This is a genomic window from Microbispora sp. CSR-4 (genome assembly GCF_008033685.1).
Classification (GTDB): domain Bacteria; phylum Actinomycetota; class Actinomycetes; order Streptosporangiales; family Streptosporangiaceae; genus Microbispora.
Map to the genome: position 1 here is coordinate 1 of NZ_VJVX01000036.1, position 17,244 is coordinate 17,244.

16 protein-coding genes are annotated in these 17,244 nt (G+C 69.9%); 5 read left to right on the plus strand and 11 right to left on the minus strand.

From position 1 onward, the window contains the following. A partial coding sequence (locus FLV34_RS24425) for an acyl-CoA carboxylase subunit beta (protein WP_147944146.1) occupies positions 1–1,042 on the minus strand: 1,042 nt, incomplete at its 3' end. Between the two features lie 93 nt (positions 1,043–1,135). On the opposite strand from FLV34_RS24425, the gene FLV34_RS24430 reads away from it, so the two are divergent. Beyond that, positions 1,136–1,831: a TetR family transcriptional regulator gene (locus tag FLV34_RS24430; protein WP_147944147.1), complete on the plus strand. Its 696-nt coding sequence runs from the start codon at positions 1,136–1,138 to the stop codon at positions 1,829–1,831. A 114-nt stretch (positions 1,832–1,945) separates the two neighbouring features. Here the strand turns inward: FLV34_RS24430 and FLV34_RS24435 are convergent, their stop codons facing one another. From FLV34_RS24435 to FLV34_RS24470, 8 genes are all read right to left on the minus strand, one after another. After that, positions 1,946–3,148, minus strand: a complete 1,203-nt coding sequence (locus FLV34_RS24435; RefSeq protein ID WP_261985881.1) for a CaiB/BaiF CoA-transferase family protein — start codon at positions 3,146–3,148, stop codon at positions 1,946–1,948. A 23-nt stretch (positions 3,149–3,171) separates the two neighbouring features. Then, on the minus strand, positions 3,172–4,641 hold the full coding sequence (locus FLV34_RS24440; RefSeq protein WP_147944148.1) for an aldehyde dehydrogenase family protein: 1,470 nt from the start codon (positions 4,639–4,641) through the stop codon (positions 3,172–3,174). Next, positions 4,638–5,120 carry a MaoC family dehydratase gene (locus FLV34_RS24445; protein WP_147944149.1) on the minus strand — a complete coding sequence of 161 codons (483 nt, stop codon included), beginning with the start codon at positions 5,118–5,120 and terminating at the stop codon, positions 4,638–4,640. Before FLV34_RS24445 ends, FLV34_RS24440 begins: the two co-directional genes overlap by 4 nt. Before the next feature lie 2 nt (positions 5,121–5,122). Next, positions 5,123–6,022 (minus strand): CoA ester lyase, encoded by a 900-nt coding sequence (locus tag FLV34_RS24450; protein WP_147944150.1) that lies wholly within the window; start codon positions 6,020–6,022, stop codon positions 5,123–5,125. Then, the gene (locus FLV34_RS24455; protein WP_147944151.1) at positions 6,022–7,188 is read right to left on the minus strand and encodes an acyl-CoA dehydrogenase family protein; all 1,167 of its coding nucleotides are present in this window, start codon (positions 7,186–7,188) and stop codon (positions 6,022–6,024) included. Before FLV34_RS24455 ends, FLV34_RS24450 begins: the two co-directional genes overlap by 1 nt. Before the next feature lie 26 nt (positions 7,189–7,214). Continuing rightward, a complete protein-coding gene (locus FLV34_RS24460) occupies positions 7,215–8,858 on the minus strand; it encodes an AMP-binding protein (protein WP_147944152.1) in 1,644 nt (547 codons plus the stop codon). A gap of 124 nt (positions 8,859–8,982) precedes the next feature. Further along, complete coding sequence (locus tag FLV34_RS24465; protein WP_147944153.1) at positions 8,983–9,756, minus strand: SDR family NAD(P)-dependent oxidoreductase; 774 nt, start codon at positions 9,754–9,756, stop codon at positions 8,983–8,985. A 38-nt stretch (positions 9,757–9,794) separates the two neighbouring features. Next, positions 9,795–10,955 (minus strand): acyl-CoA dehydrogenase family protein, encoded by a 1,161-nt coding sequence (locus tag FLV34_RS24470; protein ID WP_147944154.1) that lies wholly within the window; start codon positions 10,953–10,955, stop codon positions 9,795–9,797. A gap of 129 nt (positions 10,956–11,084) precedes the next feature. Between FLV34_RS24470 and FLV34_RS24475 the strand changes: the two genes are divergently transcribed. Genes FLV34_RS24475 through FLV34_RS24490 form a run of 4 tightly spaced genes read left to right on the plus strand, consistent with a single transcriptional unit; the run spans position 11,085 to position 14,892 of the window. After that, positions 11,085–12,269 carry a thiolase family protein gene (locus tag FLV34_RS24475; protein WP_147944155.1) on the plus strand — a complete coding sequence of 395 codons (1,185 nt, stop codon included), beginning with the start codon at positions 11,085–11,087 and terminating at the stop codon, positions 12,267–12,269. Between the two features lie 19 nt (positions 12,270–12,288). Then, complete coding sequence (locus tag FLV34_RS24480; RefSeq protein ID WP_147944156.1) at positions 12,289–13,053, plus strand: SDR family NAD(P)-dependent oxidoreductase; 765 nt, start codon at positions 12,289–12,291, stop codon at positions 13,051–13,053. Beyond that, positions 13,050–13,817, plus strand: a complete 768-nt coding sequence (locus FLV34_RS24485) for a crotonase/enoyl-CoA hydratase family protein (protein ID WP_147944157.1) — start codon at positions 13,050–13,052, stop codon at positions 13,815–13,817. The genes FLV34_RS24480 and FLV34_RS24485 overlap by 4 nt, the downstream gene beginning before the upstream one ends. 40 nt (positions 13,818–13,857) lie before the next feature. Next, positions 13,858–14,892: an LLM class flavin-dependent oxidoreductase gene (locus tag FLV34_RS24490; protein ID WP_147944158.1), complete on the plus strand. Its 1,035-nt coding sequence runs from the start codon at positions 13,858–13,860 to the stop codon at positions 14,890–14,892. 245 nt (positions 14,893–15,137) lie between these two features. Here the strand turns inward: FLV34_RS24490 and FLV34_RS24495 are convergent, their stop codons facing one another. Both FLV34_RS24495 and FLV34_RS24500 read right to left on the minus strand, forming a co-directional pair. Further along, positions 15,138–15,701, minus strand: coding sequence for a nuclear transport factor 2 family protein (locus tag FLV34_RS24495; protein ID WP_147944159.1), 564 nt, complete (start codon positions 15,699–15,701; stop codon positions 15,138–15,140). Positions 15,702–15,948: 247 nt separating this feature from the next. Continuing rightward, on the minus strand, positions 15,949–17,190 hold the full coding sequence (locus tag FLV34_RS24500; protein WP_261985882.1) for a cytochrome P450: 1,242 nt from the start codon (positions 17,188–17,190) through the stop codon (positions 15,949–15,951). Between the last annotated feature and the right edge of the window lie 54 nt (positions 17,191–17,244).

Sequence of the window (17,244 nt, forward strand, 5' to 3'; positions counted from 1 at the left end):
CCTTCTCGGAGGCGGCGATGTCGAGCGTGCCGGCGAAGCTCATCGGCTGGTTGGCGACGACGCCCACCGACCGCCCCTCGACCCGGCCGAAGCCGACGACGATGTTCGGCGCGAACTGCGCCTGCACCTCCAGGAACTCGCCGTCGTCCAGCAGCGCGGCGACGACCTCGTGCATGTCGTACGGCTGGTTGGCCGAGTCGGGGATCAGCGTGTCGAGGGCCCGGTCGCTCTCGTTGATCTCCAGGTCGGCCTCGAACCCGGTGAACGGCGGCTCGTCGAGGTTGTTCTGCGGCAGGTACGACAGCAGGGCCCTGGCGTAGCCGAGCGCGTCGTCCTCGTCCTCGGCGAGGTAGTGGGCGACGCCGGTGCGGCTGTTGTGCACGCGGGCGCCGCCCAGCTCCTCGAAGGTCACCTCCTCGCCGGTCACCGTCTTGATGACGTCGGGGCCGGTGACGAACATGTGGGACGCCTCGTCCACCATGATCGTGAAGTCGGTGAGCGCCGGGGAGTAGACGTGCCCGCCCGCGCAGGCACCCATGACCAGGGAGATCTGCGGGATCACCCCCGAGGCGCGCACGTTGCGCTTGAAGATCTCGCCGTAGAGCCCCAGGGAGACCACGCCTTCCTGGATGCGTGCGCCGGCGCCCTCGTTGATGCCGACGATAGGCGCTCCGATCTTCACCGCCAGGTCCATGACCTTGCAGATCTTCTCGCCGTACACCTCACCCAGGCTGCCGCCGAAGACGCTGAAGTCCTGGGAGAACACGCAGACCGTCCGGCCGTCCACCGTCCCGTACCCGGTGGTCACTCCGTCACCGGGCACACGGGTGCGCTCCATGCCGAAGGACGTGCTGCGGTGCACGGCCAGGGCGTCGAGCTCGACGAACGAGCCGGGGTCGAGCAGCCGCTCGATCCGCTCCCGGGCGGTCAGCTTGCCCCTGGCGTGCTGTTTTGCGGCCGCCCGTTTCTCGCCGGCGCGGATCGCCTCGTCCAGGCGCTCTTCGAGCCGGCTGAGACTCCCCGCCGTGCCACGCGGTTCCATCGATCACCACTTCAGGGATATAGGACTGAGTTTCTTTCGGACGATACTTAGTCTCGCCGAGCCGGGACAAGCGGGGTCCGCGACAATGGCCGTATGGCCACACCGTCCATCAGCCGCCGCCTCGCCGAGGCGGCGGTGACCCTGTTCGACGAGAACGGTTACGAAGAGACCACCGTCGACGACATCGCGGCCCGCGCGGGGGTGAGCCGCAGCACCTTCTTCCGCTACTACCGGTCGAAGGAAGACGCGATCTTCCCCGACCACGACGCGCTGCTCACCATGGTCGACGCCCGTCTGCGCGCCTCCACCTCGGACACCGCGCTCGTCGCCGTGTCCGACGCGGTGCGCATCGTGCTCGCGCACTACGTCGAGAACGCCGAGGTGTCGCTGCGCCGCTACAGCCTCGTCCGCCGGGTGCCCGCGCTGCGCGACCGGGAGATCGCCAGCGTCGCCCGCTACCAGCGGCTGTTTCGCGAGTTCATCGGCAAGTGGCTGGCCGGAACCCCCGAAGCCGACCTGCGGGCCGAGCTGATGGCCGCCTCGGTCGTCGCCGCCCACAATCAGGTCCTGCGCGGATGGCTGCGGGCCGGAGGCACCTACGATCCTCTCGGCCCGCTGGACCGCGCCCTCGGCTACGTGATCGCCGCCTTCCGCCATCTGGAACGGCCGGAAGACGGCGGCGACGGCCAGGTGCTGGTGGCGACCTTCAGCAGCTCGGCGACTCCCGAGGCGGTGATGGACGCCATCCGTGCGCATCTGGGCCCCGCCGTCACGCGAAAGCCTCGCTGACGACCACCCGTGGTCACGCCGGCCCGGACCGCGGACCCGGACGAGCCCGCGCCGCGACGTGCGCGCGGCGGACGGCCGTCCCGGGTCCGAGCGGCCAGGTCGGAGCGGCGGAGGTCATCCCGCCGCCCCCGTGAGGGCGTCGAGCTCCGCATCCGACATCTGGAGCCAGTCCCCCAGCACGTCGCGGGTGTGCTCCCCGATGGCCGGGACTCCGTGATAGCGGGGTCCGGCGTATCCGCCGAGGTGCAGAACCGGCCCCGGCATCAGCACGGACCCCAGGATCTCGTTGCCCGTCAGCTCCACCAGCGTCCGCTCCCGGAAGTGGTGGTCGGCGACGATGTCGCTGGCGTCGTTGACGGGGGCCGACACCACCTCGTACTTCTCGAGGATCTCCAGGATCTCCTTCCGCGGGCGGGAGGCGACCCAGGCGACGACCTCCGCCTGGATGGCGTCGTTGTTGGCCATCCGGGCGGCGTTGGTGGCGAACCGCGGGTCCTCGATCAGCTCCGGCCGCCCCATCGCCTCGAACAGCCGCTTGGCGATGCCCTGGTTGGACGCGGCGATGCTCAGCCAGTTTCCGTCGGCGGCCCTGTAGACGCCGCGCGGCGACGCCGAGCCGGTGCCGTTCCCCTCGCGGCCCTGGATCTCCCCCTTGGCCTGATACTTGAGCACCATGTCGCCGAGGATGAACAGCAGCGGCTCGTAGAGCGCGACGTCGACGACCTCGCCCTCACCGGTCCGCTCCCTCCGGTACAGCGCCATCGCCGTGCCCATCGCCGCGGAGATCCCGGCGATGGAGTCGGCGAACCCGAAGGGCGGAGAGGTGGGCGGGGTGTCGGGCCAGCCGTTGATGAAGGCGAACCCGCTCGCCGTCTCGGCGACCGTGCCGAAGCCCGGCCGCTCCCGGTAGGGGCCGGTCTGCCCGAATCCGGACACCCGGGTCAGCACGAGCCCGGGATTGCTCTCCGAGAGCACCTCGTAGCCCAGCCCCCACGCCTCCAGCCGTCCGGGACGGAACGACTCGATGACGACGTCGACCTTCGCCGCCAGGCGGCGCACCACGTCACGGCCCTCGCCGGTCCGCAGGTCGAGCGCCACCGACCGCTTGCCGGCGTTCAACCGGGCGAAACCCAGCGACAGACCGTCCTTCTGCGGCGTCCAGTGCCGCGCGAAGTCGCCGGTCGCGGGGTCTTCGACCTTGACGACCTCGGCGCCGAAGTCGCGCAGCATCCGCCCGGCCGTGGGCGCGGCGTACATCGTGCCCAGTTCGAGCACGCGGACGCCGTCGAGCGGGCCCGTCCTCGTCTGCCCCTTCACCTGCATCTCCTCAAGGCCGTCGCTCAGATGCGCCACTGGATGTGCTTGACCTCGAGGTACTCGCGCACCCCCCACTCGCCCAGCTCCCGGCCCACGCCGGACCGGCCGTACCCGCCGAACGGCGCGTCCGGCCGCATGCTACCGCCGCCGTTGATCCACACGGTGCCGGCCCGGATCTGCTCGGCGACCCGCCGTGCCTCCACCGGGTCGTCGCACCAGACGTTCGCCGCCAGGCCGTACGGCGTGTCGTTGGCGAGGCGGACGGCCTCCTCGGTGTCCTTGAACGGCAGGATCACCGCCACCGGGCCGAAGATCTCCTGCTGCACCGCGCGGGCGTCCGGCGGCAGGTTGCCGAGCAGCACCGGGTTGACGAACCAGCCCTTCTCCGGCAGCGGGCGGGTCACCTCCAGCAGCTTCTTGCCGCCCTCGGCCACCGAACCGTCGATGAAGCCCTGCACCCGGGCCCGGTGGTCCGGGCGGATCATCGGGCCGATGTTGGTCGCGGGGTCCCACGGGTCGCCGACCATCATCTGGTCGAAGGCCGCCGCGCCCGCCTCCAGGAACTCGTCGTACAGGCTCTCGTGGACCAGCAGCCTGGCCAGCGCGGCGCAGCCCTGGCCGGCGTTGCGCGACCACCGCAGGTGCATCTCGACGGCGATCTTCTTCACGTCCACCCCGGGCAGCACGATGTTCGGCGACTTGCCGCCGAGCTCGAGCGTCACGTCCTTGAGGGTGTCGGCGGCCTGGGCCATGATCTGGGCGCCGACCGTGTCGGAACCGGTGAAGGAGACCTTGTCCACGCCGGGGTGCGACGAGAGCCGCTTGCCGACGTCGGCCTGGCCGATGATGACGTTCATGACGCCCGGCGGCAGGTCCGCCTCGCGGATGAGCTCGCCGAGGAAGAGCGTGGTCAGCGGCGTGCGGGGGGAGGGCAGGATCACCACGGTGCAGCCGGCCGCGAGCGCCGCGCCGAACTTGAAGACGGCCAGGTTCAGCGGGTAGTTGTAGCCGGTGATGGCGGCCACCACGCCGACGGGCTCGTAGACCACGTCGCTCATCGTCGGCACCGGGTCGTCCCACCGGCCCAGGTGCTGCGTGCGGTCGATCTTCGCGGCCTCCGCGGCCCACCGCAGGTGCTGCTCCACCGCCATCTTGACCTGGAGGTAGGAGGCCAGGGAGACCGGCGTGCCCACCTCGTTGACGATCGAGGGCAGCAGCCGGTCGGCGGCTGCCTCCAGCACATCGGCGAGGCGGTGGATGTGTCGCGACCGCTCCTCGCCCGACAGCCGCGACCACGGGCCGAAGGCCGCGCGGGCGGCGGCGACGGCCGCGTCCACCTGAGCAGGCGAGGCGCCGCCGACGGTGGCGATGACCTCCTCGGTGGCCGGGTTGTACACGTCCCAGCGCTCGCCCTCCGGCTCCACGAGCTCGTTGTCGATAGTGAGCTGCCGCACCGAGGGGATCCAGTCACGCATGGGGAACTGCTCGGTCATCGCACGCCTTCCTCGTTCTTGTCCGCCTCGACCGGCTTCGTCATCATCAAACCAACCCGTTTGCACAGGCAGACCAGCACGTCGTCCTGGTTGTAACCCCGGTGCTCGAACCACACGACGCCGGAGTCGTTCCGGCTCTTCGACAGCCGCTTGTCCAAAATCGTGGTCTCGGCGCGGAGGGTGTCGCCGTGGAACACCGGGTGCGGGAACTTGATCTCGTCATAGCCGAGGTTGCCGAGCGTCGTGCCCATCGTCAGCTCCGGCACATGGAACGCCCCGATCAGCGCCACGGTGAACAGGCTGTTCATCACCCGCCGCCCGTGGATCGTCGTCTTGGCGAACTCCTCGTCCAGATGCAGCGGCTGCAGGTTCATGGTGAGCGAGGTGAACAGCACGTTGTCCATCTCGGTGACGGTCCGGGTGAACGGGTGTCTGTACGTCCGCCCCACCTCGAACTCTTCGAAATAAAGGCCGCGCATCGTCATCCTTCCTCTCGGTCCGCCGGCTCGCGGTGCACGCGGGCGCCTTCCAGCCAGAGGAGCGCCTTGTCGTAGTGGGCCTTGTCGATGTGCAGCCCCCGGTAGCGCAGCGCGCCGCTCCCCTCGCGCGCCGCCTGCTCGTACGCGGCCACCATGCCCTCGTAGAACGCGATCTCCTCGTCCGAGGCCGAGAAGACGGTGTTGAGCACCGGCACGTGGCTCGGGTGGATCGCGATCATGCCGCGGAAGCCGAGCCTGCGGCCCTCGCGGGCGAACTTCTCCAGGCCCTCGAGATCGTCGATCCGCTCCCACAGCCCGGTCAGCGCGTGCAGCCCCGCGCCCCGGCAGGCGAGCAGGACACGGCTGCGCAGGTACAGCGTCTCCAGGCCCTCGGGCGTCCACTCGAAGCCCACCTCGCGGGCGATGTCCGCGTGCTCGGCGGTAGGCCCGATCATCGCGCCGACGCGCGGCGAGGCCGACGCGATCTCCGCGCAGTTCTGGATCGCCTTGACGGTCTCGACGGGCACGATGTATTCGAGCCCGCTCACGCCGTTGCGGTGCTCGAAGTGATCGAGGAGCGCGTCGTACCTGAGCACGTCCGTCGCCTCCTCGATCTTCGGTGCGAAGACAACGTCCAGTCCGGGGACGACGACCGCCTCGAGGTCGGCCCCGGTGAGCCCGGTGGGCAGGCCGTTGACCCGTACCCCGATGCCCACCGACTCGTCGAGCGACCGCAGATACCGGATCGACGTGGCCACGGTTTCCCGGGCCGCGGCCTTCTCCTCGGCCGGGACCGAGTCCTCCAGGTCGAGGATGATCGCGTCGGCGCCGGCCTTGAGCGCCTTCTCCGCCCAGGCGGGCTTGTGCCCGGGGACGAAGAGGATGGAACGGTACGGCCGCATCAGTAGCTCCTCGGCAGGCCGAGCACGTGCTCGGCCAGGTAGCTGAGCACCATCTCCTGGCTGATCGGGGCGATGCGCATCAGCCGGGCCTCACGGAAGTACCGCTCCACGTGATACTCCTTGCTGTAGCCGTAGCCGCCGTGCACGGAGATCGCGACGTCCGCGGCGTGGAAGCCCGCCTCTGCGGCCAGATACTTCGCCTCGTTCGCCTGCTCGCCCGGCGAGTGGCCGTTGTCGATGAGCCAGGCCGCCTTCTGGCACATCAGCTCGGCCGCGTCGAGCCGCATCTTGGCCTCGGCGAGCTGGAAGGCGATGCCCTGGTTCTGCCCGATCGGACGGCCGAAGACCTTGCGCGTCTTCGCGTACTCCGTGGCACGCCGCAGCGCCGCCTTGCCCAGGCCGAGCGAGGCGTTCGCCGAAATCACCCGCTCGGCGTTGAGCCCCGCGAGGATCGCCTTGAAGCCCTTGCCCACCTCGCCGATGACGTCCTCGTCAGGGACGAACAGGTCGTCGATGAACAACTCGTTGGTGTCGACCGCGTTGCGCCCCATCTTGGGGATCCTGCGGATCGTGACTCGCTCGCGGTCCAGCGGGGCGAAGAACAGCGTGATGCCGTCGGTCTTCTTCGCCGACTCCTCCCGCCGTGCCGTACGGCACAGCAGGAACATCCGCTCCGCCTCCAGCGCCTTGCTGATGAACACCTTCTTGCCCGACACGAGCCAGCCGCCGTCCACCTTCCGGGCGAAGGTGGAGATGTTGGTGGTGTCGGTCCCGGCGTCGGGCTCGGTCACCGCGAAGCACACGTGCAGGTCGCCCGACACGGCCCGGGGCAGGAAACGCCGCTTGAGGTCATCGCTGCCGTACTTGATCAGCGGTTCGAAGCCGAAGATCCCGATGTGCACCGAGGTGCATCCGCCCATCCCGGCGCCGGAGGCGGAGATCTCCTGCTCCACGATCGCCGCCTCGGTCACGCCGAGGCCGCCGCCGCCGTACTCCGCGGGGATCGTCAGACCGAGCCAGCCGGCCTTGGCGACGGCGTCGTAGAACTCCCAGGGGAATTCCTTGGTCTCGTCGTGCTCCATCCAGTATTCGTCCGGGAAGTCGGAGCAGAGCTTGCGCACCGCCTGCCGGATCTCCTCATGCAGGGAATCGGGCTCGAAGTCCATCAGGTGGTCCAATCCTTCCGAGTGGGTCAGTGGCGGCCGAGCGCGGTGCGGTCATGGGTCGCGGAGGTGACGCCCTCGTCGCGGAGCGCGGCCTTGCGCACCTTCTCCGACGGCGTCTTGGGCAGGGCGTCGACGAACCGGATGAACCGGGGCACCGCGAAGGCGGGGATCTTGCCCTCGCAGAAGCTCCAGATCTCCGCGGCATCGACCGGGCGGGAGGTGACGATGACGGCCATCACCTCGTCCTCCCCCGCCTCGATGCCGGCCGCGACACCGATCACCGCGCACTCGAGCACCGCGTCGTGCTGGAGGATCGCCTGCTCGACCTCGTAGGAGCTGATGTTCTCGCCGCGCCGGCGCAGCGCGTCCTTGTAGCGGTCGACGAAGTAGAACCACCCGTCGGCGTCCTTGCGCAGCGCGTCGCCGGTGTGGAACCACAGGTTCCGCCACGCCTCGACGGTCTTGTCGGGCATCCCGTAGTAGCCCATGCTGCACGTCCAGGGGTGCTTCGGGCGGACCACCAGCTCGCCGACCTCGCCCACCGGGACCTCCTCGTCGGTCTCCGGGTCGACCAGCCGGATGTCGAACCAATCGGCCGCCTGCAGACCGGCGGCGCCGGGCGGACGCTCCTCGCCGTACGGCGACAGGATCGGGGCCGAGGTCTCGGTGAGGCCGAAGACCTCGACGAACGCCTCGATGCCGAAGCGGTCCTTGAACTCCCGCAGGATGGACGAGGCGGTCGGCGCGGCGAAGACGGCGCGGAGCCTGTTGTCCCGGTCCTCGTCCCTCGGCGGCTGCTTCCAGACGAAGTCCATCATCACGCCGAGCAGGTTGGTCACCGTGACGTCGTGTTCCCGCAGGTGGTCGATCCAGCGGCTCGCGCTGAACTTGGGCCGGACCACGAGGCGGGCGCCGGCGATCATCGCGGGGTAGGCCGCCATGAACTGGGCGTTGCCGTGGAACAGCGGGGTGCAGGTGAAGTAGGTGTCCTCAGCGGTCAGCCGGGTGAGGGAGACCACCTCGTCGCCGAAGAAGTACATCTGCGCGTGCGGCATCGCCACGCCCTTGGAGGGCCCGGTCGTGCCCGACGTGAAGAAGATCGACGCCAGGTCGCTGGGGGCCGGCTCCTCCCCCGCCTTCGGCGTCGCCTCCTCGAACGCGTTCCACGACTCGGCGGCCCAGCCGTTGCCGCGGAGGATCTCCAGCGCCGCGTCGGCCCGGCCCGTGTCGACCACCCAGAACTTCTCGATCGACGCGACGTGCTCTCGGATGGCGGCGAACCGCTCGGCGAAGACGTCGTCGATGACGGCCCACCGCGGCCCCACCGTCATGCTCTGGTGCCGCAGAAACTCACCCTCGTACGCCGTGTTGATCGGCACCTCCACCAGGCCGGCCACCGCGCTGCCCAGCCAGGTGCGGATGAACTGGGAGGAGTTGGCCGCCATGATCAGCACACGGTCTCCCATGGACGCGCCGGCCGCGAGGAACCCGCCCGAGACGCGCTCGGCGGCCTCGAGCATCTCGGCGTAGGTCCACTGCCGCCCCTCCTCGGGCGCGATCAGGAACGTGGCGTCCGGGCGACACGACGCCTGATGCCGCAGGACCTTGGGCGAGGTCCACGAACCGGTGTCCGCGAAGGTCGGCTTGAGATCGGTGTACGTGCGGGTCATCGCGGCAGAGCCTCCAACGACGGTGCGGGGGCCGGGTGACCCCGGCACGGGAAGGTACGAATCGGGGGCCGGCCGGCCGGGCGACGGCGGACGGGCGGTCCGGGACGGACGGTCGGCGCTGGTGTCACTTGGCCGTCAGGCCGCCGTCGATCGGGACCGTGATCCCGGTGACGAAGCTGGCGTCGTCGCTGGCCAGGAAGGCGACGACCGAGGCGATCTCCTCCGGCTGGGCGCCGCGGCCGAGCGGTATGCCCGCCACGAACTCCTTGGTGAGCGCCGACACGTCCGCACCGCGCTCCCGGCCGAAGAAGGAGGCGAGCATCGGCGTGTGCACGGTGCCGGGGGCGATGCAGTTGACCCGGATGCCGTCGGGGGCGCCCACCAGCGCCAGCGCGCGGGTGAACCCGACGAGGGCCGACTTCGTCAGCGAGTAGATGGGGCTGAAGGGCGAGCCGACCAGCGCCGACGTCGAGGCCGTCATCGTGATGGAGGCCTTCTTGTCCGCCCGCTTCAGCAGGTCGAACGCCAGCGTGGCGCTATAGAAGACGCTCTTGACGTTGACGTCGATGTTGCGCTGGAACTCCTCCTCCGAGACGTCCAGGCCCCCGGCGCCGGGCATGCCGACCTGGTTGTGCACGATGTGCAGGACGCCTTCCTCCGCCTCGATCCGCGCGTAGAGCGCGCGAAGCTCCGCGACGCTGGTCGCGTCGACCTGGGCGGGCACGGCCCTGCCGCCCCGCTGCTCGATCTCCTTGGCCACCGCCTCCGCTGCCTCGCCGCTGAGGTCGGCGACGTAGACCTTCACGCCCTCCTCGGCGAGCCGGTGGCCGATGGCCCGGCCCATGCCGGATCCGCCGCCGATCACCACGCCGATCCGGCCGTCAAGTCGTGAGGACATTCGCACTCCTAAAAAGGGTTGGGATTGTCGGGCTGAAGTCAGCTCCGCTGGTTGAAACCGCGGCCCAGCAGCTCGGAGACGATCCGGATGCGCTGCATGGTGGGCGTGCCGCCGGCGAGCGCCCATCCGTGCGCGTCCCGGTGCATCCGCTCGATGCCGTACTCCTCGGTGTAGCCGTTCCCCCCATGGAGTTGCATGGCGAGATCGGTGACGCGCTTGGCCATCTCGTTGGCCGTGCACTTGGCGAGCGAGACCTCAAGGGGGTTCGGCAGGCCGTCGCCGGCGTTCTCGACGGCCCGCCGGATGAGCTGCCTGGCCGCCTCCACCTGCAGCAGCATGTCGGCCAGCGCCATCTGGATGCTCTGAAACTCGATCAGAGGCTTGCCGAACTGCTCCCGCTCCTGCACGTAGGCGATGCTGCGGTCGAGGGCGGCCTGGCCGAGGGCGAGGCTCATCGTCGCGTTGCCGAGACGCTCGATGGAGAAGGCGGTGAACAGCTTGCGGAAGCCGCCCGGGCCGATCAGCAGGTTCTCCACCGGCACCTGCACGTCGTCGAAGATCACATCGGCGGACGGAATGCCGCGGAACCCCATCAGCCGCTCGCGCTTGCCGAAGCTGACCCCGGGGGTGTCCGCGTCCACGATGACGGCTCCGATGCCCTTGGCGCCCGACTCGTCGCTCATGCGGGCGTACACCAGGTAGTGGTCGGCCTCGCTGCCGTTGGAGATCCATCGCTTGAGGCCGTTGATCGTGAGCGTTCCGCCCGATTTGGTGGCCCGGGTCGTCATGTCGGTCGCGGCCGAGCCGGCGTCGGGCTCGGAGATCGCCACCGCCATGGTGGCGTCGCCGCTGATGATCCCGGGAAGGTAGCGCTGCCGCTGCTCCTCCGCGCCGAGGAGGTTGATCACCTGAGCGGGGCCGGTGTTGGCTTCGAAGACCTGGAACGCGGCCGGCCTGCACTCCTTGGCCAGCTCCTCCACGACGATCAGGGCCTCCTTCAGCGAAGCCCCCGCGCCGCCGAAGCGCTCCGGCAGGGCGATGCCGAGATATCCCAGGCTCCCCAGATAGCGTCGCTCGTCGTGCGGAAACGGGGTGCGATTCAGATCCCATTCCTCCGCCCGCGGCGCGTAGCGCTCTTTGGCCACCTGAGCGGCCGACTCGCGTAGCGCTCGCTGCTCCTCGCTTTCCCCATCGGGCATTCGAGCGATCATCAAGACCCCCTTCTCACGTCTTATCTATGATATTGGTTCACATGGATTATTCGTCAAGCCTCGACCTGGCCACAGTGACACTGTATATGGTAATCATATACATAGATAGGAGGCGCTGTGCCAACTGCCGTGATCATCGACGCCGTCCGGTCCCCCATGGGCCGCGGCAAGCAGTCCGGGGCCCTGGCCGGGATTCACCCCGTCGACCTCCTCGCACAGGTGCTGTCGGCCCTCGTGGAGCGCCAGGGCGTCGACCCCGGCCTGATCGACGACGTCCTGGTGGGGTGCGTGGGCCAGGCGGGCGAGCAGTCGGCCACCCCCGGACGCCAGGCCCTGCTCGCCGCCGGGTTCCCTGAGCACGTGCCGTCCGTGACCATCGAGCGCAAGTGCGGCTCCGGCCAGCAGGCGATCGACTTCGCCGTCCAGGGCGTCGTCGCGGGGGCGTACGACATGGTGATCGCGGCCGGGGTCGAATCGATGAGCAGGGTCCCCATGGGTTCGGCCCGCATGGGCCAGGACCCCTTCGGCGTGGGAGTGCGGGCCCGCTATCCCCTGCTCGTGCCGCAGGGCCTGTCCGCGGAGCTCGTGGCCGACAAGTGGTCCCTGTCGCGGGCACGGCTCGACGAGTACGCCGCCCGATCGCACGCGCTGGCCGCGCGGGCCGCGCGCACCGGCGGCTTCGGCGACGAGATCGTCCCGATCACGCTGCCGGATGGCGGCGTCGTGGACCGCGACGAGACGATCCGGCCGGACACGACCCCGGAACGGCTGGCCGCCCTGGCTCCGGCCTTCGCGAAGAGCCCCGATGCGGCCCACTTCCCCGACCTGGAGTTCAAGATCACGGCGGGCAACTCGTCCCAGATCACCGACGGCGCGAGCGCGCTGTTGATCACCAGCGAGGAGCGCGCCAGGCAGCTCGGCCTGCGACCCCGGGCCCGCATCGTGGCGTCCGCCGTCTGCGGTGACGACCCGTTGCTGATGCTGACCGGGCCGATCGCCGCCACCGCCAAGGTGCTCGCCCGCGCCGGGCTGTCGATTCACGACATCGACGCCGCCGAGGTCAACGAGGCGTTCGCGAGCGTGCCCCTCGCCTGGCGGGCCGAGCACCCGATCGACGAGGCCAAGCTCAACCCGCGCGGCGGCGCGATCGCCCTGGGACACCCGCTGGGCGCCTCCGGCTGCCGCCTGATGACGACCATGATCAACCACCTCGAGCAGAGCGGCGGGCGGCTCGGGCTGCAGGCGATGTGCGAGGCGGGCGGCATGGCCAACGCCTCGATCGTCGAGATCCTGCCCCACTGATCGTCGAGAAAGGATCCCCATGAATCTCGCCAACAGTTCGGCCGTCGTGACCGGAGGCGCCTCCGGTCTCGGCCTGGCCACGGTGCGGCGGCTGACGAAGGCCGGTGTCTTCGTCGTCATCGCCGACCTGCCGACCTCGGCGGGCACCGAGGTCGCCGCCGGGTTCGACGGGCAGGCGGCCTTCGTCCCCGCCGACGTGACCGACCCCGAGGCGCTGTCGGCCGCCTTCGACAAGGCCGAGGAGCACGGCCCGCTGCGTACGCTGGTGCACTGCGCCGGCCGCGGCGCCACGGTGCGGGTGGTCGAACGCGACGGCAACCCCGGCTCGCTGGAGGTCTATGAGAACATCGTCCGGATCAACCTCGTCGGGACCTTCAACGCGCTGCGGCTCGCGGCGGCGCGGATGGTCGCGAACGAGCCGGTCGACGGCGAGCGAGGGGTCTGCGTGCTCACCGCGTCGGTCGCGGCGTGGGAAGGCCAGATCGGGCAGATCCCGTACGCCTCCGCCAAGGCCGGGGTGGTCGGCATGACCCTGGTGGCCGCCCGCGACCTCGCCCGCAAGCTCGTCCGGGTGAACACCATCGCCCCCGGCGTCTTCGACACCCCGATCATGAGCAGGCACCCGCAGGAGGTGAAGGACCGGCTCGCCGCCTCGACGCCGCACCCCGCCCGGCTCGGCCAGCCGGACGAGTTCGCGGCCCTCGCCCTGCACATCCTGGAGAACCCGATGCTGAACGGCGAGACCATCCGGCTCGACGGCGCGATCAGGATGCAGGCGCGATGAGCGAGCAGCCGGTCCTCCCCGAGCGGCGCGGCAACGTCCTCGTCGTCACGATCAACCGCCCCGCCGCGCGCAACGCGATCAACACCGCCGCCGCCGAGGCGATCGCCGCGGCCATGGCGCGCCTCGACGAAGAGCCCACCCTGTTCGCTAGCGTGATCACCGGGGCGGGCGGCACGTTCTGCGCCGGCATGGACCTCAAGGCGTTCCTCGCCGGCGAGCGCCCCTCCGTCCCGGTGCGCGGGTTCGCCGGCATCGTGGAGTCGCCGCCGGACAAGCCGATCATCGCCGCCGTCGAAGGGTACGCGCTGGCGGGCGGCTTCGAGATCGCCCTCGCGTGCGACCTCATCGTCGCCGCGGAGAACGCCAAATTCGGGCTGCCGGAGGTGAAGCGCAGCCTGGTCGCGGGCGGCGGCGGTCTCATGCGGCTGTCGGAGCGCATCCCCTACTACAAGGCGATGGAATGGGCCCTCACCGGTGACCTCGTCGACGCGGCCCGCGCCGACGAGGCCGGTCTGATCAACCGGCTCGTCCCCGCCGGGCAGGCGCTGGAGGCCGCGCTCGAACTGGCCGGCCGCATCGCGGCCAACGGGCCGCTGGCCGTACGCGCCAGCAAGCAGATCATCATGAAGGCCCGCGACTGGGACTCGTCCGTCGCCTTCGACGAGCAGCGTAGGCTCTCCGAGCCGGTGCGCTCCTCGGAGGACGCCCGTGAGGGTGCCCGGGCCTTCACCGAGAAGCGAGCGCCGCGGTGGCGCGGACGTTGACCAACTCCTCCTTGCATCGGACATCTGAGAGGCGTGTGACATGGAGTTCGGCATCCTCATGGGCGACGAGCGGGTCGAGGTGCCTCCGCGCGAGCACCTCGACCTGCTGCTGCGCGTGGCCGAGGCCGCGCAGCGCAACGGCTTCACCTATCTGACGATCGGGCAGCACTTCCTGTACGACGGCTACCGGTGGATGCAGCCGGTGCCCCTGCTGTCCCGGCTGTCGGCCGAGCTCGACGAGGGCGTGCGGCTCGGGACGAGCATCATCATCGGCCCGCTTTACCACCCGATCATGCTGGCCGAGGAGCTGGCCACACTCGACATCCTGACCGGCGGCAGGCTCGTGGTCGCGGTCGGCACCGGCTACCTGCCGCACGAGTACGAGCGGATGGGCGTGCCCTTCAAGGAGCGCTACCAGCGCCTGGAGGAGTCGCTCAACCTCCTGCGGCAGCTCTGGTCGCAGGACCGGGTGACGTTCTCCGGCAAGTTCTGGCAGATCGAGGACGCGCCGGTGCACATCAAGCCGCTGCAGCAGCCGGCTCCGCCGATCTGGCTGGGCGCGCAGAAGGAGTTCGGCGTGCGCCGCGCCGCGAGGCTGGGCGAGACGTGGACGGTGACGCCGCAGCAGACGGTTGAGCAGACCGACGCGCTCGCCCGGGTGTTCGCCGCCGAGCGCAACGCCCTCGGGCTGCCGCTCAACCAGCTTCCGCTGCGCCGCGAGCTGATGATCGGCGCGGACCGCGACGACGCGCTGAACCGCTTCGCCGCCGTCGCCCGCGGCAAGTACGAGGCGTACGCCGACCGGGGCATGCAGGCCCTGTCGCAGGAGCAGGTGCGGGCGCGGTTCAACGCCACCGTCCAGGACCACGTGATCCTGGGTGACGCGGAGGAGTGCCGGCAGCAGATCCGCGAGGTGGCCCAGCGGCTGCCGATCGGGCCGCTGCTGGTGCGCCCGCACTGGCCCGGCATGTCGGCCGACGAGGCCGTGGCCTGGCTCGACGAGGTCGGCCGGGAGATCGTCGAGCCGCTGCGCGAGGTGCAGCCGGTGAAGTTCGCCGACTTCCTCAACCCTTGACCAGACGTGCCCGGGCGGCTGCTTGGCCGTCCTCAGGGGCGGCAGCGGGTTGCTCTGGGCCGCCGCGCCGGGCATGCGGGCGAGGGCGTCCGATCGTCGTGGACGCCCTCGCCCGTCGTTTTCCGCAACCCTGCGCGAAAAACCTGCGTAAAACGCCGCCGCCCCGTGCGACGTGCCGGGGCGAGGTCGTACGGGGCGGATTCGGCCGCTGGAACGTTCTACAGGCGGACGCTGACGCGTAGTTCCTACACGTAGTCCCTGAGGAACGAGTTGCCCGACTCGGAGTACAGGACCTCCGGCCAGTCGGCCGGGCGGCGGTCGCCGTACGCCCGCATGCTGTCGCGGTCACCCAGCCCCCCAGGGAGTTCGGCGATGGGCATGTAGTACATGTACGACATCAGGCGATCCGCGAAGCGCCACTTGCCGTCCACGCGGCGATAGACGTCCTTGTATCTGAGCGCGACCTGCATGGCGACGCCGTCCCGGGTCACCTCCGCGTGCGAGGCGAGGAGCCCGGTCGCCATGTCGGGGTCGTTCGCGTCGAAGCGGATCACGTGACCGTGCGAGAAGTGGTTCGTGGGCCCGAGCGCGGCGAAGCGGCCGAGGTAGGTCTTCACGATTTCCTCGATGCCCTCCGCGGCGAAGACGCCGTCCTGTGAGCGGAGCGTCGCGTCCTCGCAGAAGATCTGCCGGATGCCCTCCTCGTCGCGCTCGTCCATGATGAAGCCGTACAGCACGGCCAGCTCCTCGATCGCCTTGCGGTCCTCGAGCCGCCTGACGCGGTCCTCCAGGGAACTCACTGCCGACATCACTCACTCCTTCACGAGATGGGGTCCTGGACGGGTCGCCGGGTCATGCTGGATCGCGGGCCACGGGGCGGCGCGGGCGGGGCGTCCCGGCGGGTGGCGGGCGGCGGGGCGACGCGGGGACGACCGCCGGACCGTGCGCCGAAACGGCCCCGGGCGCCGCCTCCGGCGCAGGGTGACGCCCGGGTGCGATAGCGTCGCCTCGGTGTCCGAATTCGCTGGTCAGCCGCTGTCGAGGAGCGCCCCCGTGTCACTTGGCCTGGTCGTCCCGGGGCAGCCGGCGCGGGCCGGGGGTGAAGCGCGCCGGGATCTTGTGGAAGCCGATGTTGACACCCTGGCGGGCGTAACGGACCAGCCCGTCGAGATCGATCGTGTAGTCGGGCATCCGCTCCAGGATCTGGCCGATGAGGCTCTTGGCCATGGCCCGCCCCAGGTGAGAGCCGGCGCAGCGGTGCTGCCCGATGCCGAAGGCGGTGTGCCGATTGGGCCAGCGGTCGATGTTCAGCTCGTCGGGGTCGTCGAAGCCGGCCTTCTCGTCCCGGTTGGCCGAGGCCCACGAGAGCAGCACCCGGTCGCCCGCCTTCATCGGGCAGCCCTTGAACTCGACGTCCTTGGTGACCGTACGGGCCAGCGCCTGCGTGGGCGAGAAGTAGCGCAGGAACTCCTCGATCGCGCGGTCGAGCAGGCTCGGGTCGTCGATGAGGCGCTGGCGGACGTCCTGGTGCTGGTAGAGCCACACGAGGGTCTGCCCCACGAGAGAGGCGGTGGTGCCGACGCCCCCCGAGATCAGCAGGTCGACGATCGAGAAGACCTCGTCGTCGGTGAGCGGCCTGCCGTCGACCTCCTGCCGCACCAGGAAACTGATCGCGTCGTCGGCGGGGTTTTGCCGCCGCTCGGTGATGACGTCGGCCATCTGCTTGTGGAGATAGGGAAGGTCCACCTCGACCGCCCGCCGATACTCCGGGCTGTCGGTGAAGGCCGCGAGGGTGGCGCGGTGCGCCGAGGAATAGCGCTCCCACTCGTCGACCGGAAGCCCCAGCCAGTCGATCGTCACGATGGAGGGAACACCGATGATCTCGGCGAAGTCGCACTCGCCGGTCTCTATGACACGGTCGATGAACCACCTCGTGTAGTGCTCGATCATGTCGAGCATCCGGCCTACCGCGGCGGGAGCCGTGAGCATGTTGACGAGCTTGCGATACTTGCGGAAGTCCGGAGGGTCGATCTCGATCGGGATGTGCAGGACCATCGGCGTCTTCGGGATGACCACGCTCAGCCCCTCCCCGCCGTGGGGCGAACGCGCCGACGAGAAGGTGTAGTCGTCGCGGGCCGCCTCGAACACGCTCTCATAGTCGGACAGCACCCAGTAGCCGCCGTGTGCCTCCGTCCAGGCGACAGGGTGCGTGGCGCGCAGCGCTCGGTAGGCGCCGACGGGGTCGGCCGCGTGCTCAGGGGAGTTGTGGTCGAAATGAACCACCGGGCATCGGCTCATCAGATGCACTCTTCCTTTCGAAGGCTTCCGGCATATGGTAATCATGGTTATACT

Coding starts and splice junctions, on each gene's coding strand:
- FLV34_RS24440 (WP_147944148.1), bottom strand. CDS start 4,641: ATGACCGAGCAGTTCCCCATGCGTGACTGGATCCCCTCGGTGCGGCAG.
- FLV34_RS24450 (WP_147944150.1), bottom strand. CDS start 6,022: ATGCGGCCGTACCGTTCCATCCTCTTCGTCCCCGGGCACAAGCCCGCC.
- FLV34_RS24480 (WP_147944156.1), top strand. CDS start 12,289: ATGAATCTCGCCAACAGTTCGGCCGTCGTGACCGGAGGCGCCTCCGGT.
- FLV34_RS24495 (WP_147944159.1), bottom strand. CDS start 15,701: ATGTCGGCAGTGAGTTCCCTGGAGGACCGCGTCAGGCGGCTCGAGGAC.
- FLV34_RS24460 (WP_147944152.1), bottom strand. CDS start 8,858: ATGACCCGCACGTACACCGATCTCAAGCCGACCTTCGCGGACACCGGT.
- FLV34_RS24465 (WP_147944153.1), bottom strand. CDS start 9,756: ATGTCCTCACGACTTGACGGCCGGATCGGCGTGGTGATCGGCGGCGGA.
- FLV34_RS24470 (WP_147944154.1), bottom strand. CDS start 10,955: ATGCCCGATGGGGAAAGCGAGGAGCAGCGAGCGCTACGCGAGTCGGCC.
- FLV34_RS24455 (WP_147944151.1), bottom strand. CDS start 7,188: ATGGACTTCGAGCCCGATTCCCTGCATGAGGAGATCCGGCAGGCGGTG.
- FLV34_RS24430 (WP_147944147.1), top strand. CDS start 1,136: ATGGCCACACCGTCCATCAGCCGCCGCCTCGCCGAGGCGGCGGTGACC.
- FLV34_RS24500 (WP_261985882.1), bottom strand. CDS start 17,190: ATGAGCCGATGCCCGGTGGTTCATTTCGACCACAACTCCCCTGAGCAC.
- FLV34_RS24485 (WP_147944157.1), top strand. CDS start 13,050: ATGAGCGAGCAGCCGGTCCTCCCCGAGCGGCGCGGCAACGTCCTCGTC.
- FLV34_RS24490 (WP_147944158.1), top strand. CDS start 13,858: ATGGAGTTCGGCATCCTCATGGGCGACGAGCGGGTCGAGGTGCCTCCG.
- FLV34_RS24445 (WP_147944149.1), bottom strand. CDS start 5,120: ATGCGCGGCCTTTATTTCGAAGAGTTCGAGGTGGGGCGGACGTACAGA.